At 71.3% G+C, this 22989-nt stretch carries 21 protein-coding genes; 9 read left to right on the top strand and 12 right to left on the bottom strand.

Annotated elements, in window-relative coordinates; translation table 11 throughout:
- Positions 1-4: 4 nt before the first annotated feature.
- The 4 genes from N1031_RS14700 to N1031_RS14685 all read right to left on the bottom strand — a co-directional run bounded on the left by N1031_RS14700 (position 5) and on the right by N1031_RS14685 (position 3756).
- Entirely contained in the window at positions 5-2047 is a 2043-nt protein-coding gene (locus tag N1031_RS14700; protein ID WP_259480452.1) for a glycoside hydrolase family 99-like domain-containing protein, read from the bottom strand.
- 22 nt (positions 2048-2069) lie between these two features.
- Positions 2070-2879, bottom strand: coding sequence for a rhamnan synthesis F family protein (locus tag N1031_RS14695; protein ID WP_259480451.1), 810 nt, complete (start codon positions 2877-2879; stop codon positions 2070-2072).
- A 2-nt stretch (positions 2880-2881) separates the two neighbouring features.
- Complete coding sequence (locus N1031_RS14690) at positions 2882-3127, bottom strand: hypothetical protein (protein WP_259480450.1); 246 nt, start codon at positions 3125-3127, stop codon at positions 2882-2884.
- 98 nt (positions 3128-3225) lie between these two features.
- Positions 3226-3756, bottom strand: coding sequence for a hypothetical protein (locus N1031_RS14685; RefSeq protein ID WP_259480449.1), 531 nt, complete (start codon positions 3754-3756; stop codon positions 3226-3228).
- 63 nt (positions 3757-3819) lie between these two features.
- Between N1031_RS14685 and N1031_RS14680 the strand changes: the two genes are divergently transcribed.
- The 7 genes from N1031_RS14680 to N1031_RS14650 all read left to right on the top strand — a co-directional run bounded on the left by N1031_RS14680 (position 3820) and on the right by N1031_RS14650 (position 13070).
- On the top strand, positions 3820-6402 hold the full coding sequence (locus N1031_RS14680; protein ID WP_259480448.1) for a glycosyltransferase: 2583 nt from the start codon (positions 3820-3822) through the stop codon (positions 6400-6402).
- A gap of 93 nt (positions 6403-6495) precedes the next feature.
- Complete coding sequence (locus tag N1031_RS14675; protein WP_259480447.1) at positions 6496-7410, top strand: ABC transporter permease; 915 nt, start codon at positions 6496-6498, stop codon at positions 7408-7410.
- Between the two features lie 2 nt (positions 7411-7412).
- Complete coding sequence (locus N1031_RS14670; RefSeq protein WP_259480446.1) at positions 7413-8624, top strand: ABC transporter ATP-binding protein; 1212 nt, start codon at positions 7413-7415, stop codon at positions 8622-8624.
- Positions 8624-9682: a glycosyltransferase family 2 protein gene (locus N1031_RS14665; protein WP_259480445.1), complete on the top strand. Its 1059-nt coding sequence runs from the start codon at positions 8624-8626 to the stop codon at positions 9680-9682. The genes N1031_RS14670 and N1031_RS14665 overlap by 1 nt, the downstream gene beginning before the upstream one ends.
- A gap of 58 nt (positions 9683-9740) precedes the next feature.
- The gene (locus N1031_RS14660; RefSeq protein ID WP_259480444.1) at positions 9741-10868 is read left to right on the top strand and encodes a glycosyltransferase family 4 protein; all 1128 of its coding nucleotides are present in this window, start codon (positions 9741-9743) and stop codon (positions 10866-10868) included.
- Complete coding sequence (locus tag N1031_RS14655; RefSeq protein WP_259480443.1) at positions 10865-11743, top strand: glycosyltransferase; 879 nt, start codon at positions 10865-10867, stop codon at positions 11741-11743. Before N1031_RS14660 ends, N1031_RS14655 begins: the two co-directional genes overlap by 4 nt.
- On the top strand, positions 11736-13070 hold the full coding sequence (locus tag N1031_RS14650; RefSeq protein WP_259480441.1) for a glycosyltransferase family protein: 1335 nt from the start codon (positions 11736-11738) through the stop codon (positions 13068-13070). The genes N1031_RS14655 and N1031_RS14650 overlap by 8 nt, the downstream gene beginning before the upstream one ends.
- Here N1031_RS14650 and N1031_RS14645 read toward each other — a convergent pair.
- On the bottom strand, positions 13016-14047 hold the full coding sequence (locus N1031_RS14645; protein ID WP_259480439.1) for a glycosyltransferase family protein: 1032 nt from the start codon (positions 14045-14047) through the stop codon (positions 13016-13018). The two genes, N1031_RS14650 and N1031_RS14645, sit on opposite strands and share 55 nt — an antisense overlap.
- Positions 14048-14184: 137 nt before the next feature.
- On the opposite strand from N1031_RS14645, the gene N1031_RS14640 reads away from it, so the two are divergent.
- Positions 14185-15006 (top strand): glycosyltransferase family 2 protein, encoded by an 822-nt coding sequence (locus tag N1031_RS14640; RefSeq protein WP_259480438.1) that lies wholly within the window; start codon positions 14185-14187, stop codon positions 15004-15006.
- Here the strand turns inward: N1031_RS14640 and N1031_RS14635 are convergent.
- The 4 genes from N1031_RS14635 to N1031_RS14620 all read right to left on the bottom strand — a co-directional run bounded on the left by N1031_RS14635 (position 14987) and on the right by N1031_RS14620 (position 19907).
- Positions 14987-17338: a cell wall-binding repeat-containing protein gene (locus N1031_RS14635; protein WP_259480437.1), complete on the bottom strand. Its 2352-nt coding sequence runs from the start codon at positions 17336-17338 to the stop codon at positions 14987-14989. The two genes, N1031_RS14640 and N1031_RS14635, sit on opposite strands and share 20 nt — an antisense overlap.
- 88 nt (positions 17339-17426) lie before the next feature.
- Positions 17427-18299, bottom strand: a complete 873-nt coding sequence (rfbA, locus tag N1031_RS14630) for a glucose-1-phosphate thymidylyltransferase RfbA (protein ID WP_259480436.1) — start codon at positions 18297-18299, stop codon at positions 17427-17429.
- Entirely contained in the window at positions 18299-18910 is a 612-nt protein-coding gene (locus N1031_RS14625) for a dTDP-4-dehydrorhamnose 3,5-epimerase family protein (RefSeq protein ID WP_259480435.1), read from the bottom strand. The genes rfbA and N1031_RS14625 overlap by 1 nt, the downstream gene beginning before the upstream one ends.
- A gap of 10 nt (positions 18911-18920) precedes the next feature.
- Entirely contained in the window at positions 18921-19907 is a 987-nt protein-coding gene (locus N1031_RS14620) for a polysaccharide biosynthesis protein (RefSeq protein WP_259480434.1), read from the bottom strand.
- A 92-nt stretch (positions 19908-19999) separates the two neighbouring features.
- Here N1031_RS14620 and N1031_RS14615 point away from each other — a divergent pair, with 92 nt between their 5' ends.
- Positions 20000-20809 carry a methyltransferase domain-containing protein gene (locus N1031_RS14615; protein WP_259480433.1) on the top strand — a complete coding sequence of 270 codons (810 nt, stop codon included), beginning with the start codon at positions 20000-20002 and terminating at the stop codon, positions 20807-20809.
- Here the strand turns inward: N1031_RS14615 and rffA are convergent.
- From rffA to N1031_RS14600, 3 genes are read right to left on the bottom strand one after another with little or no spacing between them, the layout of a single operon-like run.
- Positions 20782-21987, bottom strand: a complete 1206-nt coding sequence (gene rffA / locus N1031_RS14610) for a dTDP-4-amino-4,6-dideoxygalactose transaminase (protein ID WP_259480432.1) — start codon at positions 21985-21987, stop codon at positions 20782-20784. The genes N1031_RS14615 and rffA overlap by 28 nt on opposite strands.
- On the bottom strand, positions 21984-22448 hold the full coding sequence (locus N1031_RS14605) for a hypothetical protein (protein WP_259480431.1): 465 nt from the start codon (positions 22446-22448) through the stop codon (positions 21984-21986). The genes rffA and N1031_RS14605 overlap by 4 nt, the downstream gene beginning before the upstream one ends.
- Before the next feature lie 20 nt (positions 22449-22468).
- Complete coding sequence (locus N1031_RS14600; protein WP_259480430.1) at positions 22469-22975, bottom strand: glycosyltransferase; 507 nt, start codon at positions 22973-22975, stop codon at positions 22469-22471.
- Positions 22976-22989: the final 14 nt, after the last annotated feature.

The following is a 22989-nucleotide window of genomic DNA, read 5'->3' as shown; positions in this document are numbered from 1 at the left end:
GGGCCTAGCGGTGCAAGACGTCTCGCACGGCCAGCAGGTAGGTGCGGGCCCAACGCTGCGAGGGCTCGAGCACGGCGCCCTCGGCCCACTCGTTCCACGCGTTCACGAACACCACCCGCTCGTCGCGGTCTCGGTCAGCCACCGACGAGACCGTCGTGTTGAGCCAGCGACGGAACACGTAGGGGTTCGAGCCGTACCACATGTCGGGCTGCCACTGCCGGCGGGCCGTGTTGTCGAAGTTCACCATCACGCCCGGATAGCGGTGGGCCGGCGGCGTGGTGTTGAGCCGCTCCTCGGCTTTCTCGGCCATCGCCGGGTAGCTCAGCAGATTGCCCTGGAAGCGCTCGTCGAGCCCCCGGTGGTCGCGCGGCAGCGCCCCCCAGTACATGTTGTGCGGGGCGAACTCGAGGTAGGCGTCGAGCCCGTGGGCGGCGAGCTCGCCCTCCACTCCCTGCATCGATGTGCCGACATCGACCGTGATCAGCGTGAGACCGGGCAGGCCCGCCTCCTCCGCCACCTTCCGCCAGTGGGCGATCACCTCGACGTGGTCGGGGATCTGCGTGATGCGGTAGACGGCGATGACCGGCTTGTCGTCGATGCGGATGTAGCGCGGATCGGTGATGAGGTGCAGCACGTCGTCGATGAACTGCTTCGCCGACACCCGGTCGTAGTCCTGGGCGATGAGGATGTTCTTCTCGCTGCCGTCCCAGCGCCTGGTCCAGTTCTCGTTCGCCCACATGAGGCAGAAGGGCTGATCGGCGTCGGAGGCGTGCAGGTCTTCGACCGGCAGGTCCATGAGCTTCTTGCCGGCGAACCAGTAGTAGTAGTACATGAAGCCCTCGATGCCCGCCCACTCGGCGAGGGCGTACTGGGCGTCGCGCACGCCGGGGGTGCGCAGGTCGTAGTAGCCGAGCTCGCTGGGCAGGAAGGGCTGGATGTGGCCCGGGTACAGCGGGGTGCCCGCCGCCACGTTCGACCACTCGGTGAAGCCCTTCTCCCACCACTCGTCGTTCTCGGGGAAGGTGTGGAACTGGGGCAGGTAGAACGGGATGACCCGGGCGCGGGGCACCACCTCGGTCTCGGGCAGCCAGCGCTCGAACGCCCCGGCGCCCGCCGCGGCCTCCGTCAGCGCCCCGGCCTCGCGGATGTCGTAGCCCGCGATTCCCGTCACGATGCCGAGGATGCGCTCCACCGCGTGCGCGGTCGTCGCGTCGACCTGGCCGGCCTCCTCCTCGAAGTCGGCCGCCGTGAGCTCCAGCGATCGGAGACCCTGCAGCAGGAAGCCGCGCACCCAGTAGATGGATCCGGCCGCGAAGCGGAGCGCCTCCTCGTCGAAGTCGGTCTGGATGCGCGCGAGCAGCGAGCCCACGATCTCGCGGTCACCGCCCCAGAACTCGGGACCCAGCACGTTGCCGGTGGAGGTGAGGATGCCGAGGCCGGGGTCGGAGGCGAACTCGCCGAGGATGCGCTCGAAGGTCTCGGCCGAACCGGCGAGCTCGCTGAAGAAGCTCTCCCGCCATTGCTCCCCCGAGCCGCCGAGCTCGGTGTGCGCCTCGCGCCACACGCTCTTCTTCGTGTGCACCTTGAAGACGATCTCGTAGGGGTCGAGCAGGCCCGCGTTCACCACCGAGATCAGGGGCAGGATGTCGCGGCCGTGGTTGGCGATGTCGAACAGATGCACGCGGTCGAGCCGGCCGAGCCTCGAGGTGTCGAGTTCGAGGCTCTCGCCGGAGGAGTTCGTGACGATGAGGTCGAACGGCACCGGCATCGACTCGAGCGAGGTGAGGATCTGCTCGACGAGGTCGGTGTAGAACACGTGCACGACGACGGCCACCCGCGACGTGGGGGGCTCGGGAAGGAACTGCTTCTTCCACTCCCCCGGGTACAGCGCCTTGAGGCGGCCACTGCGGCCCGCCGACCAGGTGGCGAAGCTCGCCGGAAAGCTCGGCGGCTCCACGGGCACGGGCGTCTCGGCGAGCACGTCGCCGGCGCGCTTGAGCACGCGGCCGGTGCGGCGCTTCACGCCGCCGATGGTGATCTTTCTCATGACTTCCTCATCCGTCGGCGCCTCAGACCCAGTCGCGGGGGTCGACGCCGTACATCTCTTCGACCACGCCCGGGAGCTGCCCGCCGTCGGGCACCAGGGCGGGGTTGGTGACCAGCTCGCGCTTGACGAAGGGGAAGCCGAGATCGAGCAGCCCTCTCCACCCCGAGATGGTGGGGTTCTGCGAGTAGTGCACCACCTGCTCGTAGTCGAACCAGGCACCGCTGACGAAGCCCTCGCCGTAGAGGAGCCGGCTGAGACCGAGCTCGTACTTGTCGATGATGTCGAACTTCGTGGGCTGCTCGGGCAGGTGCCGCCAGAAGTACTGCAGCGCGGGGTCGAGCAGCACTCCCCCGCGGAAGCCCAGCAGGAAGCTCTGCAGGTGCTGCATGTACTGGGCCGTCCAGGTGCCGCCCCACACGTCGTAGTACGAGCCCTCGAAATCGGCGATCATCGGCTCGAGGCTCGCGAACGGCCCCACGAGGGAGTCGTTGGTGATGAGCACGTACTGCTTGGCCGCGATCTCGGGGAACATCGCCAGCCCGGTGGCCCAGGAGCCGAAGTCGTAGCCGATGTTGGGCTTGCGCAGCACGATCGCGTCGTTCGCCGGTCCGCGCGACCAGTCCAGCGGCGCGGGATCGTCGGAGGCGCGCACGACGACCACGCTGTACCCCTGCTCCTCGAGGCGGTGCACCATCCACGACAGCGAGAGCGACACCCGGGAGTCGGGGCCGAAGCTCGCCACCACGGCGACGCGGTCGGTGGCGGGCAGGGTGCGGCGAGGGCTCTCGACGACGACGTGCGGGAGCACCTGCTCCAGGACGCTCGACGCCACGCTCAGGTCCAGCCGTTGTTGAGCGCCTTGCGGCGGCGCATGCGCAGCGGGCGGGTGATGGCCCACGAGCTCGAGCTGCGCAGCGCCTTCAGCTGCGCGGCGTAGCGCTCCGCCTGGTTGCGGCTGGCCACGAGCCGGCGCCGGTACTCCTCGGTCTGGGCGGTGTGCCGGGCGAGCTGGGTGCGGAGGGCCGCGACCTCGAGGCGCAGCTCCCTGAGCTCGTTGGGTTCGTCGGAACCGGTGGTCATCGTCCTGCTACCGCACTTTCACACTGAGGGGGAAACGCGACCCATAGTAGCCGGGCGACCACGCCGCCGCCTGCGAGCATCCCGAGCCCCGCCGCGGCTCAGCCGACCTGGACGGTCGTCTGGGTCTGGCCGGAGTGGGTCTCGTCGGCGAAGGAGAGCGAGACGGTCCAGCTCCCGGAGCTCCCGGCGGGCAGGCCCACGGTGAGCCCCGAGCAGTAGGTGACGGTCGCGTCGGCCATCCCCGCCGCCTGCGCGGTGAGCGTGGTGTCGGCCTGGGTGGCGGAGACCGTGCAGACGCCGGTCTGGCTCACCAGATCGGTGACCATGCCGGCGACCGAGATCGCCCCGGTGGACGGGTCGTAGCCGGAGTTGATGAGCTCGACGGTCACCGCCGAGACGGCCGGGGTCGACGCGGTGGGCGTCGGCGTGGGCTCGACCGGGGGCGTGGTCGGCTCGGGCGACGGGGTGGGCGTGGGGGTGGCGGTCGCGGTGCGGGTGGGGCTCGGGGTCGAGGTGGCGCTCGCGGTCGGCTCCGTGGCACCGCCGTCGACGCAGCCGGCCAGCAGGGGGACGGCGGCGAGGAGCGCCAGCGCGCCCGTGACGAGTCGGGAGGAGTGGGATCTGAGCATGCGGCGATCCTACGAACCCCTCGCGTCCCGGGCTCGCAGACCCTCCGGCGTTAGGCTGATCGGGTGAAGAAACTCCAGGCTCCCGCCCGGCCCGGTGTGGTCTCCGTCGTCGTGGTGAACTTCCGTGGCGCCGACGACACCATCGAGTGCGTCACCCGTCTCTCCGAGGTCGACTGGCCCGCCGACCGGCTCGACGTGGTCGTGGTGGAGAACGGGTCGGGCGACGACAGCCCCGCGCGCCTCGCCGCGGCGTTCGCCGGGCTCGCCTCGGTGCGCGTCATCGAGTCGGCCGAGAACCTCGGCTTCGCGGGGGGCAGCAACCTCGGCGCCTCGCACGCCGTGGGCGAGTTCGTGGCCTTCCTCAACAACGACGCCAAGCCCGCGCCGGGCTGGATCCGCGAGGCCCTCGGCCAGTTCGACGTGAGCCCCGCCGTGGCGGCGGTGGCGAGCAAGGTGCTCGACTGGGAGGGCCGCGCGGTCGACTTCGTCGGCGGCGGGCTCACCTGGTTCGGCATGGGCTACAAGGTCGACGAGAACCAGCCCGACGACGAGCGGTTCGCCGCGCCCCGCGACCTGCTCTACGGCACGGGCTCCGCCCTCTTCGTGCGCGCATCCGTGTTCGCCGAGCTCGGCGGCTTCGACGAGCGCTACTTCATGTTCTACGAGGACGTCGACCTCGGCTGGCGGCTCAACCTGCTCGGCCACCGGGTGCGCTTCGCCCCCGGGTCGGTGGTCTACCACCGACACCACGGCTCCATGCGCAGCTTCGGCCCCTACCGCGAGAGCTTCCTGCTCGAGCGCAACGCGCTGGCCACCCTCTACAAGAACCTCTCCGACGAGAACCTCGCCCGCTTCCTGCCCGGCGCGATGGCCCTGCTGGCCCGCCGCGCCGTGGTGAAGGGCGAGCTCGACTCCACCGCCTTCGACATCCGCCGCTTCGACGGCGCCGACGACGAGTTCGACCCCACGGTGCCGGTGTCGAAGGAGGCGCTCGCGGGCGTCTACGCCCTCGACCAGTTCGTCGAAGAACTGGAGTCGCTCCGCGCGAGCCGTGACGAGCTGCAGGCCGCGCGCCGCCGCACCGACGGCGAGCTGTTCCGGCTGTTCGGCGAGATGATCCACCCGCTGTTCGGCGGCCCCGGCTTCCTCACCGGGTTCCGCACCATCGTCGAGGCGTTCGAGATCGAGGCGGTCACCGAGCGCCGGCGCATCCTCGTCATCACCGGCGACGCCCTGGGCGAGAAGATGGCGGGCCCGGGCCTGCGGGCCTGGAAGATCAGCGAGGCACTCTCGGCCGAGCATGACGTGCGACTGGTCACCTGGAACGCCGCGAAGCGCCTGAGCGACCGCTTCGAGGTGGCGCACGTGCAGCTGCAGAACGAGCGCCAGATGGCCGTGCACGAGCGCTGGGCCGACGTGATCTTCTTCCAGGGGTACGCGCTGCACCACTTCACCACCCTGCAGAAGTCGCAGAAGATCGTGGTGGCCGACGTCTACGACCCGATGCACCTCGAGCAGCTCGAGCAGGGCCGCGAGTTCGGCACCGAGCGCTGGACCAACATCGTGCGCTCGGCGACCGAGGTGCTCAACCAGCAGCTCGCCCGCGCCGACTTCCTGCTCTGCGCCTCCGAGCGGCAGCGCCTGTTCTGGCTCGGCCAGCTCGCCGCGCTCGGCCGCATCAACCCGGCCAACTACGCTGCCGACGACTCGCTCGAGCAGCTCATCGCCATCGCGCCGTTCGGGCTCGACTCCACCCCTCCGCGACACACCCGCAAAGCGATCCGCGGCATCGTGCCCGGCATCGGCGAGAACGACAAGCTCGTCATCTGGGGCGGCGGCATCTACAACTGGTTCGACACCCTCACGCTGGTGCGCGCCATCGGGCGCCTGGCCGAGACCCATGACGACGTGCGCCTGTTCTTCATGGGCGTGGCGCATCCGAACCCGGATGTGCCCGAGATGGCGGTGGTGCAGCAGACCAGGCAGCTGGCGGCCGAGCTCGGCCTCACGGGTGAGAACGTGTTCTTCAACGACTCCTGGGTCGACCTCGACGACCGGCAGAACTACCTGCTCGAGGCCGACGCGGGCGTGAGCACCCACTATGACCACATCGAGACGACCTTCTCGTTCCGCACCCGCATCCTCGACTACCTCTGGGCGGGGCTCCCGATCGTGACGACCGGGGGCGACAGCTTCGGCGACCTGATCGAGAAGGAGGGGCTCGGCGTGGCCGTGCCCGAGCGCGACGTGCAGGCCCTCGCCGACGCGCTCGAGCGGATGCTCTACGACGCCCCCGAGGCGGCGGCGGCCCGCGAGGCGGTGGCGCGGGTGCGCGAGGACTTCACCTGGGAGCGCACACTCGCCCCGCTGGTGGAGTTCTGCCGCGACCCCCGGCCGGCGGCCGACCGGGCGACCGGAACGCTCGAGGCGCCGTCGGCGCTGCCCGGGCAGTCGGCGGCGGCCGCGGCCGCGAAGCGCGGACGGCCCGCCAGCGCCGAGGAGAAGTTCCAGGCCATCTCCACCCGGCGGCACGGCATCCGGCGCGACCTCGCCCTGGCCGGGCACTACCTCAAGCACGGCGGTCTCGGCTCGCTCGGCACGAAGGTGCGCTCACGCCTGGCCCACCGCAAGGCCGGTCAGGCCTGAGCGCGTTCGGCGGATCCCGGGGAACGGTCATGTATCCTCTATCGCGGCGGTTCCCCCCGAACCGCCGCATCACCGGGCTGGGAGGCCGAATCTTTGGCTGCAACTACTGTTGAGTCGCCCACCGAGAGATCTGCACGGCTCGCCGCCGAACCCTGGCAGCACGCCGGTTCGAGCGGATCGGGCGTCACGGGCACCATCGCGTCGTTCCGGGAGATCTGGGAGCAGCGACGGCTGCTGGGCCTGCTCACCCGCCGCGAGCTCAAGTCGCGCTACAAGGACAGCGCGGGCGGCTTCCTCTGGAGCCTCGCCCGGCCGCTGACCCAGCTGTTCATCTACTACCTGGTGATCGGCGAGTTCCTGAGCGCGGCGCGCAACATCGAGAACTTCGCCATCTACATCTTCGCCGGGCTCACCGTCTACACGCTGTTCAGCGAGATCGTGGGTGCGGGCACCGGCTCGATCATCGCGAACGCGGGTCTGGTGAAGAAGGTCTACCTGCCGCGGGAGATCTTCCCGCTGGCCGCCGTGGGCTCCGCGCTGTTCAACTTCGTCATCCAGCTCGCCATCCTCATCATCGCCTCGCTCGTGCTGGGCACGCTGAGCTTCGGGCCCCAGCTGCTGTTCGGGGTGGGGGCGCTCATGCTCATCCTGGTCTGGGCCACCGCCATCGGGCTGCTGCTGTCGGCCCTCAACGTCTATCTTCGCGACATCCAGTACCTGGTCGAGGTGGTGCTGCTGCTGCTCATGTGGGGCTCGCCCATCCTGTACTCCTGGCAGATGGTGGCCGACCGGGTGCCGGCGTGGCTGCTCGAGATCTACGTGAACAACCCCATCACCCTCGCCGTGCTGGGCTTCCAGGAGGCGTTCTGGTCGGAGGCCTCCAACGGGGTTCCGCTGCCCCACCTCGCCCTCCGCATGGGCATCGCCCTCGCCATCGGCATCGTCGCCTTCCTCGGTGCCCAACGAGTCTTCAGCCGCCTTCAGGGCGACTTCGCGCAGGAGCTGTGAACGTGCCGAACACCGTCCCCATCGTGCAGATCGACGACGTCTCCAAGCGCTTCGTCATCCGCAAGGAGAAGAGCCTCAAGGAGCGCCTGGTCAACGCCGGCCGCTCGAAGCAGTTCAAAGAGGACTTCTGGGCGCTCCGCAACGTCTCGCTCGAGATCGAGTCGGGCACCACGATCGGCCTCATCGGGCCCAACGGCTCGGGCAAGTCGACGCTGCTGAAGACCATCGGCGGCATCATCCAGCCGAGCTCGGGCTCCATCCAGCGGCGCGGCCGCATGGCGGCGCTGCTCGAGCTGGGCGCGGGCTTCCACCAAGACCTCACCGGCCGCGAGAACGTCTATCTCAACGCCTCCATCCTCGGTCTCTCGCGCAAGCAGACCGACCTCTACTTCGACGACATCGTCGAGTTCTCGGGCATCAAGGACTTCATCGACACCCAGGTGAAGTTCTACTCCTCGGGCATGTACGTGCGCCTGGCCTTCGCCGTGGCGGTGCACGTCGACCCCGACCTGCTGCTCGTCGACGAAGTGCTCGCCGTGGGCGACGAGGCGTTCCAGCGCAAGTGCCTCGACAAGATCCGCTCGTTCCAGGCCGAGGGCCGCACGATCATCCTGGTCACCCACGCGCTCGGCCAGGTGGTGGAGTTCTGCGACCGCGCCGTGCTGCTCAACCGCGGCGAGGTGGCCTTCGACGGGGTGCCCCACGAGGCGGTGCGCGACTTCCGCGACATCCTCGAGGAGCGCCGCGTCGACGAGGCGGCCGCCCACGCCGAGAAGGAGCACGAGGACGAGCCGGCGCCCGAGGGCCGCGTGGTCGACACCGTGGTGTTCGCCCGCGGCCGCGAGATCGGCGAGCCGATCGAGCCGGGCGACGACATCGTGGTGCGCGCCACCTTCGAGCACCCCACGGGCCTCGACGACTGGATCGCCGCCATCCAGATCGACAGCACCATGGGCACCGCGGTCTACGGCACCGCGTCGCCCCGGTTCGAGAACGTGCACCTGGGCAGGCTCACCTCGCCGCGCACGATCGAGTTCGTCATCAAGGACGCCCGCTTCGGCACCGGCCGGTACTTCATCAACACCTCGCTGATGGACAAGGAGAAGCGGCACCTGCACGACGCGGTGCAGATCGCCACCTTCGAGGTGCCCTACTACCCGATGTCGGTAGGCGTCGTGCACGCGGAGCCGGAGATGCGCGACCTCGGAGCCTGATGAGCATCCGCGTCTCGGCCGTCGTCGTCAACTGGCGCCAGCCCGACCTCACCTCGGCGGCCGTGGCCTCGCTCGAGGCCCAGACCGGTCTCGACGAGCTCGGCGCCGAGCTCGCGATCGTGATCGTGGACAACGGATCCGCAGACGGGTCGGCCGAGCTGCTGCGGCAGCGCCACCCGGATCACCTCGTGGTCGACACCGGCCGCAACGGCGGATTCGGGGCCGGTGTGAACGCCGGGATCGCGGCCCGGCCGGCCGACGCGGTCGTGCTGCTGAACAACGACGCCGTGGCAGAACCCGGCTTCGTGGCCGCGCTGCTCACCCGGTGGCAGGGCGATCGGCGGCTCGGGGCGGTGACCGCGCGCATCCTGCTCGCCGGCCGCTACCGCCGGGCCGACGGCGCCGCGGAGGCCGGCGCCCTCACCGGCCACGACGGCTCGCGGTGGGTGCGCGACGACCGCGGCCTCGAACTCGTCAACAGCACGGGCAACGAGATGACCCGCAGCGGCAACGGCCGCGACCGCGACTGGCTGATGCCCGCCGACGGCCCAGCTCGGGGTGACGACGAGGTGCTCGGCTTCTCGGGGGGCGCCGCCCTGCTCACCCGCGCGGCCCTCGACGCCGCCGGCCTCTTCGACGAGGCGCTGTTCATGTACTACGAGGACACCGAGCTGTCGTGGCGGATGCGCCGGGCCGGCTTCACGGTGGGCTACGCCTCGGGAGCGGTGGTGCGGCACGCGCACGCCGCCTCGAGCGGCACCTCGAGCGGGCTGTTCCGGTTCTGGAACGAGCGCAACCGCGTGCTCGTCGCCGCGAGGGTCGCTCCCGCCGGAGTGGTGGTCTCGGCCCTGGCCCGCACCGGCGCCGCCACGGCGCGCGCGGTGCTCGCCGCCGCCGCGCGACGCGAGGCGGGATCGCGGCGACGCGCCCGGGAGCGACTGGATTCCCTCGGCGCCGCGCTGCGCCTGCTGCCCGCCGCCCTCGCCCGCCGGCGGCGGCTCGACCGGGCGGCGACGGTGCCCCGGCGCGAGGTCGCCGCGCTGCTGGCCGACGGGTGAGGCACCGGCCCCTCGTTATGCTGGTAGCTGGCCGCTGGCAACCACGGAAAGGTGATCGGTGAGTTCCCGTAGACCGCTGCTGTTCGATGCGACGTCGTTGCCGCCGAACTGGGGCGGCGTGGCGCGCTACATCGAGGGCGTGCTGACGGGCCTGCAGGAGCTCGGCGAGCTCGTGCACGTGGTCGCCAAGCCCGCCGACGTCGAGCGGCTGCGCTCCGTCGCCCCCGAGCACGAGTACCACGCGAGCCCGGCCTCGGTCGCCCGGCGGCCGGTGCGCTTCGTGTGGGAGCAGGTGGGGCTGCCCCGCCTGGCCCGGCGACTCGGCGCGGCCGTCATCCACTCGCCGCACTACACGCATCCGCTGGTCACCCGGGCCGCCCGGGTCGTGACGGTGCACGATGCCACCTTCTTCACCGATCCCGGAGTGCACTCGAGACTCAAGCGGGTGTTCTTCCGGTTCTGGATCCGGCGCGCGGGAGCCGTTGCCGACGTGCTGATCGCACCGAGCCGAGCCACGGCGGAAGCCGTCGCATCGAGTGTGCGGGTGCGCCGCGCCAGGATGCTCGTGGCCTACCTCGGTGTCGACCACTCGGTCTTCCGCGCCCCCGGCGCCGGCGAGGTCGCCTCGTTCGCGGCGCATCACGGGCTCGACACCGCGACCGGCTGGATCGCCTTCCTCGGCACCATCGAGCCCCGCAAGAACGTGGGTGCGCTGGTGCGGGCCCACGCCGCGCTGCCCGCTGCGCCCCCGCTCGTGCTGTCAGGCGCGCGGGGGTGGGACGAGGACGCCCTCGCGGTGCTCGACGCGCTCCCGGACGACGGTCGGGTGATCGAGGCCGGTTACCTCCCCCTCGACGAGCTCGCCCCCTTCCTCGGCGGCGCGACCGTGGTGGCCTACCCCAGCCTCGGCGAGGGATTCGGGCTGCCCGTGCTGGAGGCCATGGCCTGCGGCGCCGCCGTGCTCACCACGCCCCGTCTGTCCATCCCCGAGGTCGGCGGCGGGGCCGTCGCCTACACCGAGCCCGACGAGGCGGCTCTCGCCGACTCGCTCGGGCGGCTGCTCGACGATCCCGATCGGCGCGCCTCGCTCGGCGTCGCGGCACGCCAGCGCGCCGCCGGGTTCAGCTGGGCGGCCTGCGCCACGGTGCACGCGCACGCCTACACCGAGGCGGAGGAGCGACGGTGATCGGCACGGTGCGCACGGCGGTCGTGACCGTGAGCTACGACTCGCGCGCGGTGATGTCCGCGTTCCTCGACTCCGTACCGCGTGCTGCGGCGGAGCCGGTGGCGGTGTACGTGGCCGACAACAAGCCGGGCTCCGCCGACCGCGAGCAGCTGGAGGCGCTGCTCGCCTCGCACGGCGCCCACTACCGGCCGATGGCCGACAACCTCGGCTACGGCCACGCCGTCAACACGGTCGTGGCCTCGCTGCCCCCGGAGATCGAGCTCGTGCTCGTGACCAACCCCGACGTGGTGCTCGGGGAGCGCTCGCTCGACACCCTCGTCGCAGCGCTGGACGCCCCGGGCATGGACGACGTGGCCTCGATCGGCCCACGGATCACCGAGCTCGACGGCACCACGTATCCCTCCGCCCGCTCCGTCCCGTCACTGCGCAACGGCATCGGCCACGCCCTGTTCGGCACGGTGTGGCCCACGAATCCGTGGAGCCGCGCCTATCGGCACCAGTCCAGCGCCCAGGTGGTGCGCCGTGACGCGGGCTGGCTCTCGGGCGCCTGCCTGCTCGTGCGGCGCGCGGCGTTCGACGCGCTCGAGGGTTTCGACACGGGTTACTTCATGTACTTCGAAGACGTCGACCTCGGCTACCGCTTCGGGCGCGCCGGCTGGCGCAACGTCTACGAGCCCGCCGCGGTGGTGGTGCACACGGGGGCGCACTCCACCACGGCCGAGTCGGCGAGGATGCTGGAGGCCCACCACGCCAGCGCCCGCCGGTTCCTGCACCGCAAGTACCGTGGCCCCCTTCTCGCACCCGTGCGCTGGGCCGTCTCGGCCGGTCTGGCCCTGCGCGCCCGCATCGCCACGAGGAGCCATCCGCATGACTGACGCATCCGCCGAGTACGAGGCCCTCGCCCGCGGTGAGCACAGCGCGGGCGAGAGGGGCCTGGTCGTGTTCGCCGTCTCGACCGACGACCTGAGCGAAGGGCGCGGCGACGTCTACGTGGCCCTTGGGCTCGCCAAAGAGCTCTCGCACCGGGGCTGGGGCGTGGCCCTCTGGCCGATGAGCCGCTGGGGCGACGACATGCCCGAGCAGACCACGGTCGTGATCGCGATGGTGGAGTCGTTCGTGCCCGGCCTGGTGCCGACGGGCGCCGCCAGGATCGCGTGGGTGCGCAACTGGACCTCGACCTGGATGGACTTGCCCTATCTCCAGGCCTTCGACGCGGTCTGGGCCTCCTCGACGCGATCGGCCGCGGCTCTCGCCGAGCGGTACCACGGCGAGGTGGCGGTCGTGCCCATCGCCACCGACACCGCGCTCTTCCGGCCCGGCACCGGTGAGCCGACGCGCAGCGTGGTGCTCACCGCCAACCACTGGGGTTCCGGCCGCGACCTCGACGAGGTGGTGCCGCTGCTCGCGCAGGAGTTCGACGTGACCTGGTACGGCCAGGGTGCCGAGACGCCCGGGACGGCCGGCGCGGACTCGGGTTCGCCCCTGCGCCTCGGGGCGGTGCCGTTCTTCGAGCTGCCCGCCATCTACTCCGACGCGCTCGTGGTGCTCGACGACCTCATCCCGCAGGCCAAGGCCTACGGTTCGCAGAACAGCCGCCTGTTCGAGTCGATCGCCTCGGGCGCCGTGGTGGTGACCAACACGGCCGACGGGCTCGACGACCTGGGGCTCGGCGAGGTGCCGAGCTACCGCGACGGCGCCGAGCTGGTGTCGATCGTGCGCGGCCTGGCCGAGAACCGGGCCGAGACCGCCGCCCTGCAGCAGCGCCTGGCCGGGGTGGTGACGAACCGGCACTCCTTCGCCGTGCGCGCCGACGAAGTGGAACCCCTGCTCGAGACCGCTGTCGCCCGCGCGGCCGGCCGCGACCGCACGGACGACTTCCTGCTCGCCTGGGCCGCTCGAGAGCGCTGGGAGGCGATCGCGCAGGCCACCTCGTCGCGCATCAACCACGAGGCCCTGCAGACGAGCCTCTGGGAGGCCCACGACCTGAGGGGGCGACTCGAGGCGGCGGGCTCGGAGCTCGACGACCAGCGCGCGGCGGTGAGCGGGCTGGAGTCGCGGCTCGTCGAGGCCGAGACAGCGGTGCAGAGCGAGCGGCAGCAGCTCGAGGCCTACCGGTCGAGCCGGCTGCACCGCGCTGCGGACCGAGCTCAGGCGGTCGTGCGGCGCGCGCGGGCAGCAGCGCGGAGGCTGCGGCGACGCTGACGGCCCCGCCTCACGGCCCTGGCAGCCAGTGCGGCCTCGAGGAGCTCGTCGGCCCGACGGTCGAAGGAGTGCTCCCTCGCCACCGCAGCGGCCGTCGCGAGGCGTGCGGCCCGATCGGGCCAGCCCGGCGCATCCGGGTCGAGCAGGGCCCGGAGCTCGTCGACGCCCTGGTACACCCGCACCGAGGCGCCGAACTCGTCGGGCAGACCCGCCACCCGGTCGGAGACGACGATCGCACCGGCGGCGACGGCGTCGAACAGGCGGTTCGACACGAAGCCCGCCTCCGCCATCTCGGGCCAGTGGTCGTTGAGCACCACCCGTGCGCCCCGGTAGACGGCCGGCACCTGGTCGTTGGGCAGGAACTCGGCGCGCACGTACCGGAGGTCGATGTACTCCCCCCAGCCGTCGCCGTAGATCACGAGGTCGGCACCCGCCTCGACGGCGTCGCGCACCACGGCGCGGTGCACGCCGCGGGTCTTGCCGACGAAGAGCACGTCGGTGCCCACCTCGTCGCCGCTCGGAGCCGGCGTGAATCGTTCCGGATCGGTGGCCTGCAGCAACGGGAGGACGGGAGCTCCCGGCCGGGAACGCGCGCGGCCCCAGGTCGAGCTGGCGGCGTATCGCACGTCCCAGTCGAGCACCAGAACCTCGTCGGTGACGAGCTCGGGGTGGCTGATGACCCACAGCAGGTTGACCGCGCCCTCCACCGGCAGCGGGCGATGGAGTCCCACGAGCTGCAGCACCACGTCGTCGCGCATCCGCGGGTACGGCCGGATGCGCTCGCCGAGCCGGTCGACGTGCACCACCTGGCCTCGCCTCCGCAGACTCGCTGCCAGGTCGTCGGCGAAGTAGAGGTCGCCCCACACTTCTCCGGCAGGGCCCGCCGGAGCCGAGATGGCGATCGCCCAGTGCAGGCGGGGCCGGCGGCGCACGATCGACCAGCGGCGTGCGGCGCGGGCACGCAGTTCTCCGAGCATCCGGCGCAGTCGCGGCCTCACGAGAGCCGCAGCCGGTGCATCGCCATCACAGGGGCGATTCTATCCGGGAAGAACTCCCATCGCTTTCCGAGCATTCCTCACCCATGGATGCCCCGCCCGTCGATTAGTCTCGTAGCGTGCTGCGCGCCCGACTCGAACCCCTCGTCAAGCGGCTCATCCGCCGGCGGATGCTCGCAGGCCGTTTCGACTCCACCACCTTCGAGCTGCAGCCGGCGGCCACGCCGCAGACTCCCGCGCAACCCGTGCTGATGTGCCTGTGGAACCGCCCGGGGCGGCTCGGCGACGTGCTCGAGATGCTCGATGCCCAGACCGGCACACCCGGGGGCGTGGAGCTCTACCTCTGGAACAACAACAAACTCGACCACGAGCACTACCTCGGGGTGCTGCGCGCCGCCACGGCCTCGGGAGCACTCCAGCGCGTGCACATCGTGCGCACCCCCTACAACCTCGGCTCGATGGCGCGGTGGTACCAGGCACGGGCGATCGCCCGCATCCAGGGCCCCGGCCCGGTGATCGTGATCGACGACGACGAGAACCTCGAACCCGGCTTCGTCGCCACCGCACTCGCCCACTACGCCCCGAAGAGCATCCACGCCTGGTGGGCCTGGCAGGTCAAGGGCGCCTACTTCGACCGGGTGGAGGCGGCCGAGGGCGACCCCATCGACCACGTGGGGCCGGGCGGATCCGTCACGGACTCGAGCCTCTTCCTCGACGACCGCTTCTTCACCACGATGCCCGAGCGGTTCTGGATGCTCGACGACCTGTGGCTCACCTGGTACGCAAAGAAGGCGGGCTGGTCTCTCGAGAAGCTGCCCGTGCACATCGAGTTCGTGCTGCACGAGACCAACCAGTACCACGCCCAGATCGACCTCAAGCAGGAGTTCTTCGAGTACCTCTACGGCGCCCCGGGAGAGTCGCTCACCACGAACACGCCGTGAGCGACGCCACGCTCGGCCGCAGCGAGTTCTCTCCACCGAGCAGCACCACCGTGGTCGCCCCGCCCGAACCGAGGTCGGCGATGACCCCCCTGGGCACGCAGTCCGACGGCACCACGTAGAGCGGCGCCTTCGCCTGTCCGGCGAGCACTCCGCCGGCGAGCGCGTCGGGGAAGTTCAGCCCGGTGGCCAGGTAGACCGTGGAGCTCTTCGCGAAGGCGTCGCGGTTGATGGCGATCGAGGCCGAGAATCGGTCGGCCCCCGAGAGCCGCTTCACCTCCGCCACCCTTCCGAGTGACGACTCGAGGCCGGTCGACACCGAGTTCGGTCCGCCCGCGATCGTCACCGAACTCACGCCGAGCTCCTCGAGCAGGGAGAGCGTGTCGGCGTCGGCCGAGGGTGCGGTGCCGTTCACGAGCACGATCGGCGAGCGCTGGGCCCCTGCCGCCGAGCTCACCGAGAGCGCGTCGGGGAAATTGGCCCCGGTCGCCACGTAGCTCTTCGCGGCCGTTCCGAACACGGTCTCGGCCACCAGGCGCGAGACGGCGTAACGGTCGGCGCCGGCGATGCGGGTGACGGTCGGGATGCTCGCGCGCAGCTGGGCGAGCACGGCGTCGGAGACCGAGCTGGGGCCGCCGACCACCACGACGCGCTGGGGCTTCAGCCGGGCGATCTCGGCGCTCACCTGCGCGGGCAGCGCGTCGCGCGGGGTGAGCAGCAGCGGGCCGTCCTCGGCGAGGGCCGCGGGGGCGGCGCTCAGCGCATCCGGGTAGTTCGAGCCGTCGGCGAGGTAGACCACGGGCGCGGTGCCCGGGAACGCCCGTTGCGAGACGGTGACGGCGACGTCGTAGCGCGTGGCGCCGGCGATGCGCTGCACGGCGGGCCGCGAGCCGGCGAGCTCGTAACTGTCGGTGGCCACGGCTGAGGAGGTGACCGCGCCCCAGGTGGAGCGCACCGTGAAGGTGTGCTTGCCCTTCTGCAGCGCGCTCGGGATGGGGACCGACCACGCCCCCGACGAATCGGGCGTGACGGTGAAGGTGGAGGAGTCGATGGTCACCACCACCCGATGCCTCGGCCCCGCGTTCGCCAGGGTTCCCGTGATGGCGTCGCCCGTGAACGACGGCCGCTGGTAGACCGGCGCGGCGAGCGAGACCCCGAGCTCCCAGTTCGGCAGCGCCGTGGAGACGCTGGGGGTCCCGTCGGTGGTGGCCAGCGGGAAGAAGGCGCTGATCGCGTCGGGCTGCCCGCTGCAGCCGCCCGAGAAGTTGCCCGCTGTGCCCACGCCGAACGCGGCCCGGCCGATGAGGGCGGATGCGCCGCTGTCGCCCGGCAGCATGCACACATCGGTGAGGGTGAGGTTCACGTACACCGGGGTGCCCGCGTGGTTGTAGACGGGGAAGGAGCCGTTCACCACGAGCACCTCGCCGCAGGTCCAGCCCGTGGTGCGGCCCGACTTGCACACGGGCGACCCCTTCACCGCGGTGGCGAGGTCGGTGATCGTCACCGGGGTGCCCTGGCCGAGCGCGCCGGTTCCCCCGCCCCAGGTGGAGACCTTCGGCGCGGTCGACCAGTCGGGCGAGACCGCCACCGCACCCACGTCGGCACCCCCGCCGAAGCGGTACTGGTCGGCCAGCGGCGCGCCGATCACCGACCCTGCCGACGGGGTGGTGCCGGCCGCGGACTGCTTCGACTCGTAGTAGTAGGTGCCCGCGTCGTGGTCGGGTTCGATGCAGTGGCCCGAGGTGATGAACTGCGTCTGGGGGTAGGGCTTGTAGCGGCCCGTGAACCCCACCGAGCACACGTAGGTATAGCCCTCGGCCTTGAACTGGAAGCCCTGCCCGCCGATCACCTCGGCGAGCGCCTCCAACCGCACCCCGGAGTAGTCGGGTTCGCCGGTCTCGTCGTTGGGCGCTCCCACCTCGGCGCGGGCGCCGGCGGACTCCGCCACCGCCGCCGCCTCCTGGTCGGGCACGTTCACCACGAGCTCCGTGCCCTCAAGCCTGGAATCGAGCAGCTCCACGCCGGCCGCCTGCAGGGCCGCCACCACGTCACCGGCGTCGGCCGCCGCGTCGGCGCGCGCGAGGTACTCCTCCGGCGTCTCGCCGAGATCGCGCCCGACGGCCTCGGCGAGGTCGGCGGGAACCTCCTCGGCCGCCGCGGTGTACGCAGCGACGTCGTACTCGCCCATGCGCGGCGCGGAGGCGGGCAGCACCGCGTCCTCGCCGTCGGCCGGGGGCAGCGCGGCGGCGGAGCACAGCAGTGCGGCGACGCTCAGCGCGACGACGGAGGAGAGTGCACGGCGACGACGGAGCGGGAGTGGAGCGGTTCGGGGCACGCCCTCACGGTACGTGCTCCGGGCGATCCGGCCGGGCCGCCACGCGCATCCGGCCGGATCAGGCCCCGGTCACCCGTTCAGGCCCCGCTCACTCGGAAGCTGCGGCGATGAGCGTCTGGAGGTAGCGACCGTAGCCGCTCTTGACCAGCGGAGCCGCCAGCACGGCGAGCTGCGCGGTGTCGATCCATCCGGCGCGCCACGCGATCTCCTCGATGCAGCCGATCTTGTAGCCCTGGCGGTCTTCGATGACGCGCACGTACTCCGACGCCTGCATCATCGACTCGAAGGTGCCGGTGTCGAGCCAGGCCGTGCCGCGGTCGAGCACCTGCACGTGCAGCTCGCCCGCCTCGAGGTAGCGCTCGTTGACCGTCGAGATCTCGAGTTCGCCCCGCGCCGACGGCTCGATCGACTTCGCGATCTCGACCACCTTGTTGTCGTAGAAGTAGAGGCCGGGCACGGCGTAGTTCGACTTCGGGTTCACGGGCTTCTCCTCGATGGAGAGAGCGGTGAAGTCGTCATCGAACTCCACCACGCCGTAGGCGCGCGGCTCGGCCACGTGGTACGCGAAGATGCGCGCCCCCTCGATCTCGCCGTTCGACCGCAGCGACGAGCCGAGACCCACGCCGTGGAAGATGTTGTCGCCCAGCACGAGCGCCACGCTCTCGTCGCCGATGAACTCCTCGCCGATGATGAAGGCCTGCGCGAGGCCGTCGGGCGAGGGCTGCACGGCGTACTCGATGCGGATGCCGAGGTCGCCGCCGTCACCGAGCAGCGCCTTGAACTGGGCGTTGTACTCGGGGGTGGTGATGATGAGGATCTCGTTGATGCCCGCCATCATGAGGGTCGACAGGGGGTAGTAGATCATCGGCTTGTCGTAGATGGGCATGAGCTGCTTCGAGATGCCCTTGGTGATCGGCCAGAGCCGGGTGCCGGATCCACCGGCGAGGATGATGCCGCGCATCAGCGTCCTTTCTCGGTGAGCGACGCGTAGAACGCGCGCGCCTCGTCCCAGCTGGGCAGCAGACCGGATGCGGCCGCCTCCGACAGCGAGGGAGCGTCGGTGTCCTTCGGCGAGAGCAGCAGCTCACCCGCCGCCTCGGGGAACACCAGTCCCACCTCGGGATCGAGGGGGTTGATGCCGTGCTCGCGCTCGGCGTTGAAGGTGGAGGTGACGAGGTAGCTCACAGTGGCGTCGTCGGTGAGCGCCACGAAGGCGTGACCGAGCCCCTCGGAGAGGTAGATGGCCCGGCGGTCGGTGGTGTCGAGCAGCACCGAGTCCCACTGGCCGAAGGTGGGAGAGCCCACGCGGATGTCGATGACGAAGTCGAGCACCGCGCCGTGCGTGGCGGTGACGTACTTGGCCTGGCTCGGCGGGATGTCGGCGAAGTGGATGCCGCGCACGACACCCCTCTTCGACACCGAGGTGTTGGCCTGCGCGAGGTCGAGCGAGTGCCCGATCTCGTCTTCGAGCTTGTCGAAGCGGTACCACTCGAGGAAGACGCCCCGGTCGTCGCCGAACTGCTTCGGCGTGATCTCATAGCTGTCAGGAATGCTCAGTTCGCGGATCTGCACGCCGGAGAGTCTACCCGGCGCGCCCCAGCCGCAGGATTCCGGGCCACACGGTGTCGCTGTACTGCTCGGCGGGGCTGAGCAGCAGCTCGTGGGCGACCTCGCCGGGCCGTGGCTCCGAGACGGTGTGCGCCGCCTCCCCGCCGGTGACCCGCTCGAACACCTCCCGCAGGCTGAGCTCGACCGCCTCGGCCACGACGAGGGTGTCCCCCGAGCCGCCGAGCTCATCGGCACTCACGGTCGCCGCGGTGAGCAGCACCCGCACGGTGTCGTGCACCGACTGGTAGTAGCGGGTCGTCTCCGGCCCGTACAGCGCCACGGGCAGTCCCATCGAGATGGCCTGGCGCCACAGCTCGATCACCGATCCGCTCGAGCCCCACACGTTGGGAAGCCTCACGGAGCAGGCGGAGAGCCCGGTGCCCGCGGCGACCCGCGCCACCTCCACCTCGGCGTCGTACTTGGTGGAGCCGAGCACGTTGACCCGCGAGGTGGCCTTGTCGGTGGAGACGAGCACGAAGCGCTCGCATCCGGCCGCGACGGCCAGCTCGAGCAGGATGCGCGTGGCGCCGACGTTCACCCGCTCGGCCAGCAGCGGGTTCTGCTCGCAGGTGGAGACGTGCTTCACCGCCGCCGCGTGCACGACGACCGAGGGCGTGATGCGGCCGAACACCAGCTCCATCTGCTCCCGGTCGGAGACGTCGGCCACGATGGTCGTGAGAACGGATGCCAGTCCCTGCGCCCGGGCCCAGTTCGACAGCGAGGCGAGACTGCGCTCCGCCGTGTCGATCACGGTGACCGGGGCCGTGCGCGCAGGATCGCCGAGCAGTGCCAGCACCACGGCGCCGCCGATGCTGCCGCCGCCCCCGGTGACGACCACGGGGGTGGCGGAGAGGCGCGCCGCCAGGGCGTCGACCGAACCGAGGTGGGCGAAGACCTCCTCGACCAGAGGGTGCCCGAGATCGGTGCCCAGGATCAGCAGCTCGGAGTCGGTGAAGGTCACGGCATCAGCCCAGTTCGGTTCATGAGTTCAGATCATCTTAGTGCCGGGGTAAGGCACACCTCATGAATCTTACGAGACCCTAGTCTGGAGTCATGTCAGAGCGGGAGCACTACACCCACGGTCATCACGAGAGCGTGCTGCGCTCGCACACCTGGCGCACGGTCGAGAACTCCGCCGCGTACCTCGCGCCGCACCTCTCCCCCGGGCTGACCCTGCTCGACGTGGGCAGCGGCCCGGGCACGATCACGATCGACTTCGCCCGCAGGCTCGCACCCGGCGGCACCGTCACCGGCATCGACGCGGCCGCGGAGATCGTGGCCCAGGCCACCGCCGCCGCCGAGGCCGAAGGGGTGACGAACGTCTCGTTCCGCACCGGCGACGCGTACGCCCTGGACTTCCCCGACGACAGCTTCGACGTCGTGCACGCCCACCAGGTGCTCCAGCACCTCGCCGACCCGGTGGCCGCCCTGCGCGAGTTCCGCCGGGTCACCAAGCCCGGCGGCCTCGTCGCGGCCCGCGACGTCGACTACGGCGGGGCCCTCATCCACCCACCCCTGCCCGGCCTGATGCGCTGGCGCACGGTCTACGACGCCGTGCACCGCTCGAACGGCGGAGACCCGTGGGCCGGGCGGTCGCTCAAGGCCTGGGCGATCGACGCGGGTTTCACCGAGGTGGAGACCACCGCCTCGACCTGGTGCTTCGCCACCGACGCCGAGCGTGCGTGGTGGGGCGGGCTCTGGGCCGACCGCACCCTGCAGTCGGCCTTCGGTCCGCGGGCGCTCGAGATCGGCGCCGCCACAGCGGGTGAGCTCGACGAGATCTCCGGCGCGTGGCGGCAGTGGGTGCACGAGCCCTCAGGGGTGTTCGTCTTCCCTCACCTGGAGATCGTCGCCCGAGCCTGAACGCGCGGGCGGTCGGCGGCCGTCGACCAGGGGTCGAACGACGTGACCGCCTCGAGCACCCTCTCGATCTGCGCCGGCGCGAGGCCGGGCCACAACGGCAGCCGCACGAGCCTGCTCGCGAACTCCGCCGTCGCGGAGAGAGGACGGATGCGCCTGCCGAAACGCTCCCCCGCGGGACTGGTGTCGAGCGGCACGTAGTGGAAGGCCGCCCGCACCCCTCGATCGTGCAGATGGCGGAGCATCGCCTCGCGCCGGCCCGCATCGGGCAGCAGCAACCAGAACAGGTGGGCGGTGTGCTCGAGTCCGGGCTGTTCGCTCATGAGCCGCACCCCGGTGTCGCGTGCCCACGCGGCGAGCCCTGCCGCATAGACGTTCCACACCCGGTGCCGCAGCCCCTGGATGGTGTCGAACGCCGCCAGCTGGGCGTCGAGCACGGCGGCGTTCAGCTCGCTCGGGAGATAGCTCGATCCCTCGTCGAGCCAGGTGTACCGGTGCACCTCGCCGCGCAGGAAGCGGGCACGGTTCGTTCCCTTCTCGCGGATGATCTCGGCCCGCCGCACGAGGGCGGGATCGTTCACGAGCAGTGCCCCGCCCTCGCCGCAGTGCACGTTCTTGGTGTCGTGGAAGCTCTGCGTGGCGAGCACCCCGGCCGAGCCGAGCATCCGGTCGCCGGCGGAGCCGCCCAGACCGTGGGCGTTGTCTTCGACGAGGGCGATGCCCTGCGGGCCGCAGAGCGCGCCGACCGCGCCGAGGTCGACCGGCACCCCGCCGTAGTGCATCACCACCACCGCCCGGGTGCGCGGGGTGAGCGACTCGGCGACCGAGGCCGGGTCGGCGTTCCCGGTGGCCGGGTCGAGGTCGGCGAACACCGGCGTCGCCCCGCGCGCGACGACGGCGGTCGCGGCGGAGGGGAAGGTGAAGCTCGGGAGCACCACCTCGTCGCCGGCACGGAGCCCGAGCAGCAGCCCCGCCAGCTCGAGCGCGTGCGTGCACGAGGTGGTGAGCAGCGCGTCACGCGCACCGGTGACGGCGCGCAGCCGCGCGGTGGCCCGCCGGGTGAAGCCACCGTCGCCGTGGGCGTGGTCGGAGCGCAGCACCTCCACCAGGTTCGCGAACTCTCCCGGGGCGCGGAACGGACGACTGAAGACGATCTCGTCGGCGGCGGCGACCGCGCTCACAGCCCGCTCCGCCCCGCCGGGCCGTCGACCACGAGGTAGAGCGGTCTCCCCATCGCCACGTGCAGCACCACTCCGAGGTACTCGGCGATCACCCCGAGCGCCACCAGGATCGCGCCCGAGCACAGCAGCACCACCACGATGAGCGAGGCCCAGCCCTCGGCCCCCTCCTGCCTCGACTCGGTCGGGGCGGCCACCACGTAGACGGCCACCGCCAGCCCGACGAACGCCATCATCCCTCCGATCACGCTCACGGCACGGAGCCCCGCGGTGCCGCTCGTGAGCGCCATCCGCCAGAAGTACGCGAACAACGACGGGAACGAGTAGCCCGACCGGCGCCCCGCGGCACTCCGCAGGGTCGTGGGGGTCGTGGCGACGCGATCGGTCACCCAGGAGAGTGCGACATCGAGGTAGACCCCGACGGCCGCGAACCCGGCGAGGCTGCGGCCGAGATCGCCGCGCACGAGCCGATAGCTCTGGAAGCTCAGATCCCCGGTGTCTTGAACGCGGCCCCGAGCATCCGTTTCGACGCCACCGAAGCGGCGCTGCGGAGAGCGCCCTGGGCCCGGGTGTCGGCGAAACGGGCGTAGACCACCCCGGCCCGCTCGCGCAGGGCCGTGTCGAGGAAGTCGCCGAGCGCGCCGGGGTCGTGCTGGCCGTCTTCGTCGAGGGTGGCGATCCAGTCGCCCTGCGACGCCGCCATCCCCGCGATGGTCGCCGCGTGCTGGCCCACGTTGCGGCTGAGCCACACCACCCGCACCACCTCGTGCCGGCGCTCGAGGCCCTGCAGCACGAGGTCGGACCGGTCGGGACCGGCGTCGTGCACGAGGATGATCTCGCCCACACGATAGGTCGCACCCTGCGCAGTGCGGGAGACACGGGTGTGGGGCAGCAGTTCGCCGACGGTCGAGGCCAGTGTGCTCTCACCGCGGTAGACCGGGATCACCACGGAGATCACCCGCGGGGGCGGCTCGTCGGCGACACGGGACATAAGACGAGAATCTA

Origin of the sequence: Herbiconiux moechotypicola (assembly GCF_024979255.1) — a bacterium.
GTDB classification, from domain to species: domain Bacteria; phylum Actinomycetota; class Actinomycetes; order Actinomycetales; family Microbacteriaceae; genus Herbiconiux; species Herbiconiux moechotypicola.
Note: the sequence above shows the minus strand (reverse complement) of the source record. Positions and strands in the feature narration are given on the sequence as shown.

Excerpts from the sequence above, each read along its gene's own strand:
- N1031_RS14645 (WP_259480439.1), bottom strand. The coding sequence starts at position 14,047 with ATGCTCGGAGAACTGCGTGCCCGCGCCGCACGCCGCTGGTCGATCGTG.
- N1031_RS14665 (WP_259480445.1), top strand. The coding sequence starts at position 8,624 with ATGAGCATCCGCGTCTCGGCCGTCGTCGTCAACTGGCGCCAGCCCGAC.
- N1031_RS14650 (WP_259480441.1), top strand. The coding sequence starts at position 11,736 with ATGACTGACGCATCCGCCGAGTACGAGGCCCTCGCCCGCGGTGAGCAC.
- N1031_RS14700 (WP_259480452.1), bottom strand. The coding sequence starts at position 2,047 with ATGAGAAAGATCACCATCGGCGGCGTGAAGCGCCGCACCGGCCGCGTG.
- N1031_RS14615 (WP_259480433.1), top strand. The coding sequence starts at position 20,000 with ATGTCAGAGCGGGAGCACTACACCCACGGTCATCACGAGAGCGTGCTG.
- rfbA (WP_259480436.1), bottom strand. The coding sequence starts at position 18,299 with ATGCGCGGCATCATCCTCGCCGGTGGATCCGGCACCCGGCTCTGGCCG.
- N1031_RS14685 (WP_259480449.1), bottom strand. The coding sequence starts at position 3,756 with ATGCTCAGATCCCACTCCTCCCGACTCGTCACGGGCGCGCTGGCGCTC.
- N1031_RS14690 (WP_259480450.1), bottom strand. The coding sequence starts at position 3,127 with ATGACCACCGGTTCCGACGAACCCAACGAGCTCAGGGAGCTGCGCCTC.
- N1031_RS14600 (WP_259480430.1), bottom strand. The coding sequence starts at position 22,975 with ATGTCCCGTGTCGCCGACGAGCCGCCCCCGCGGGTGATCTCCGTGGTG.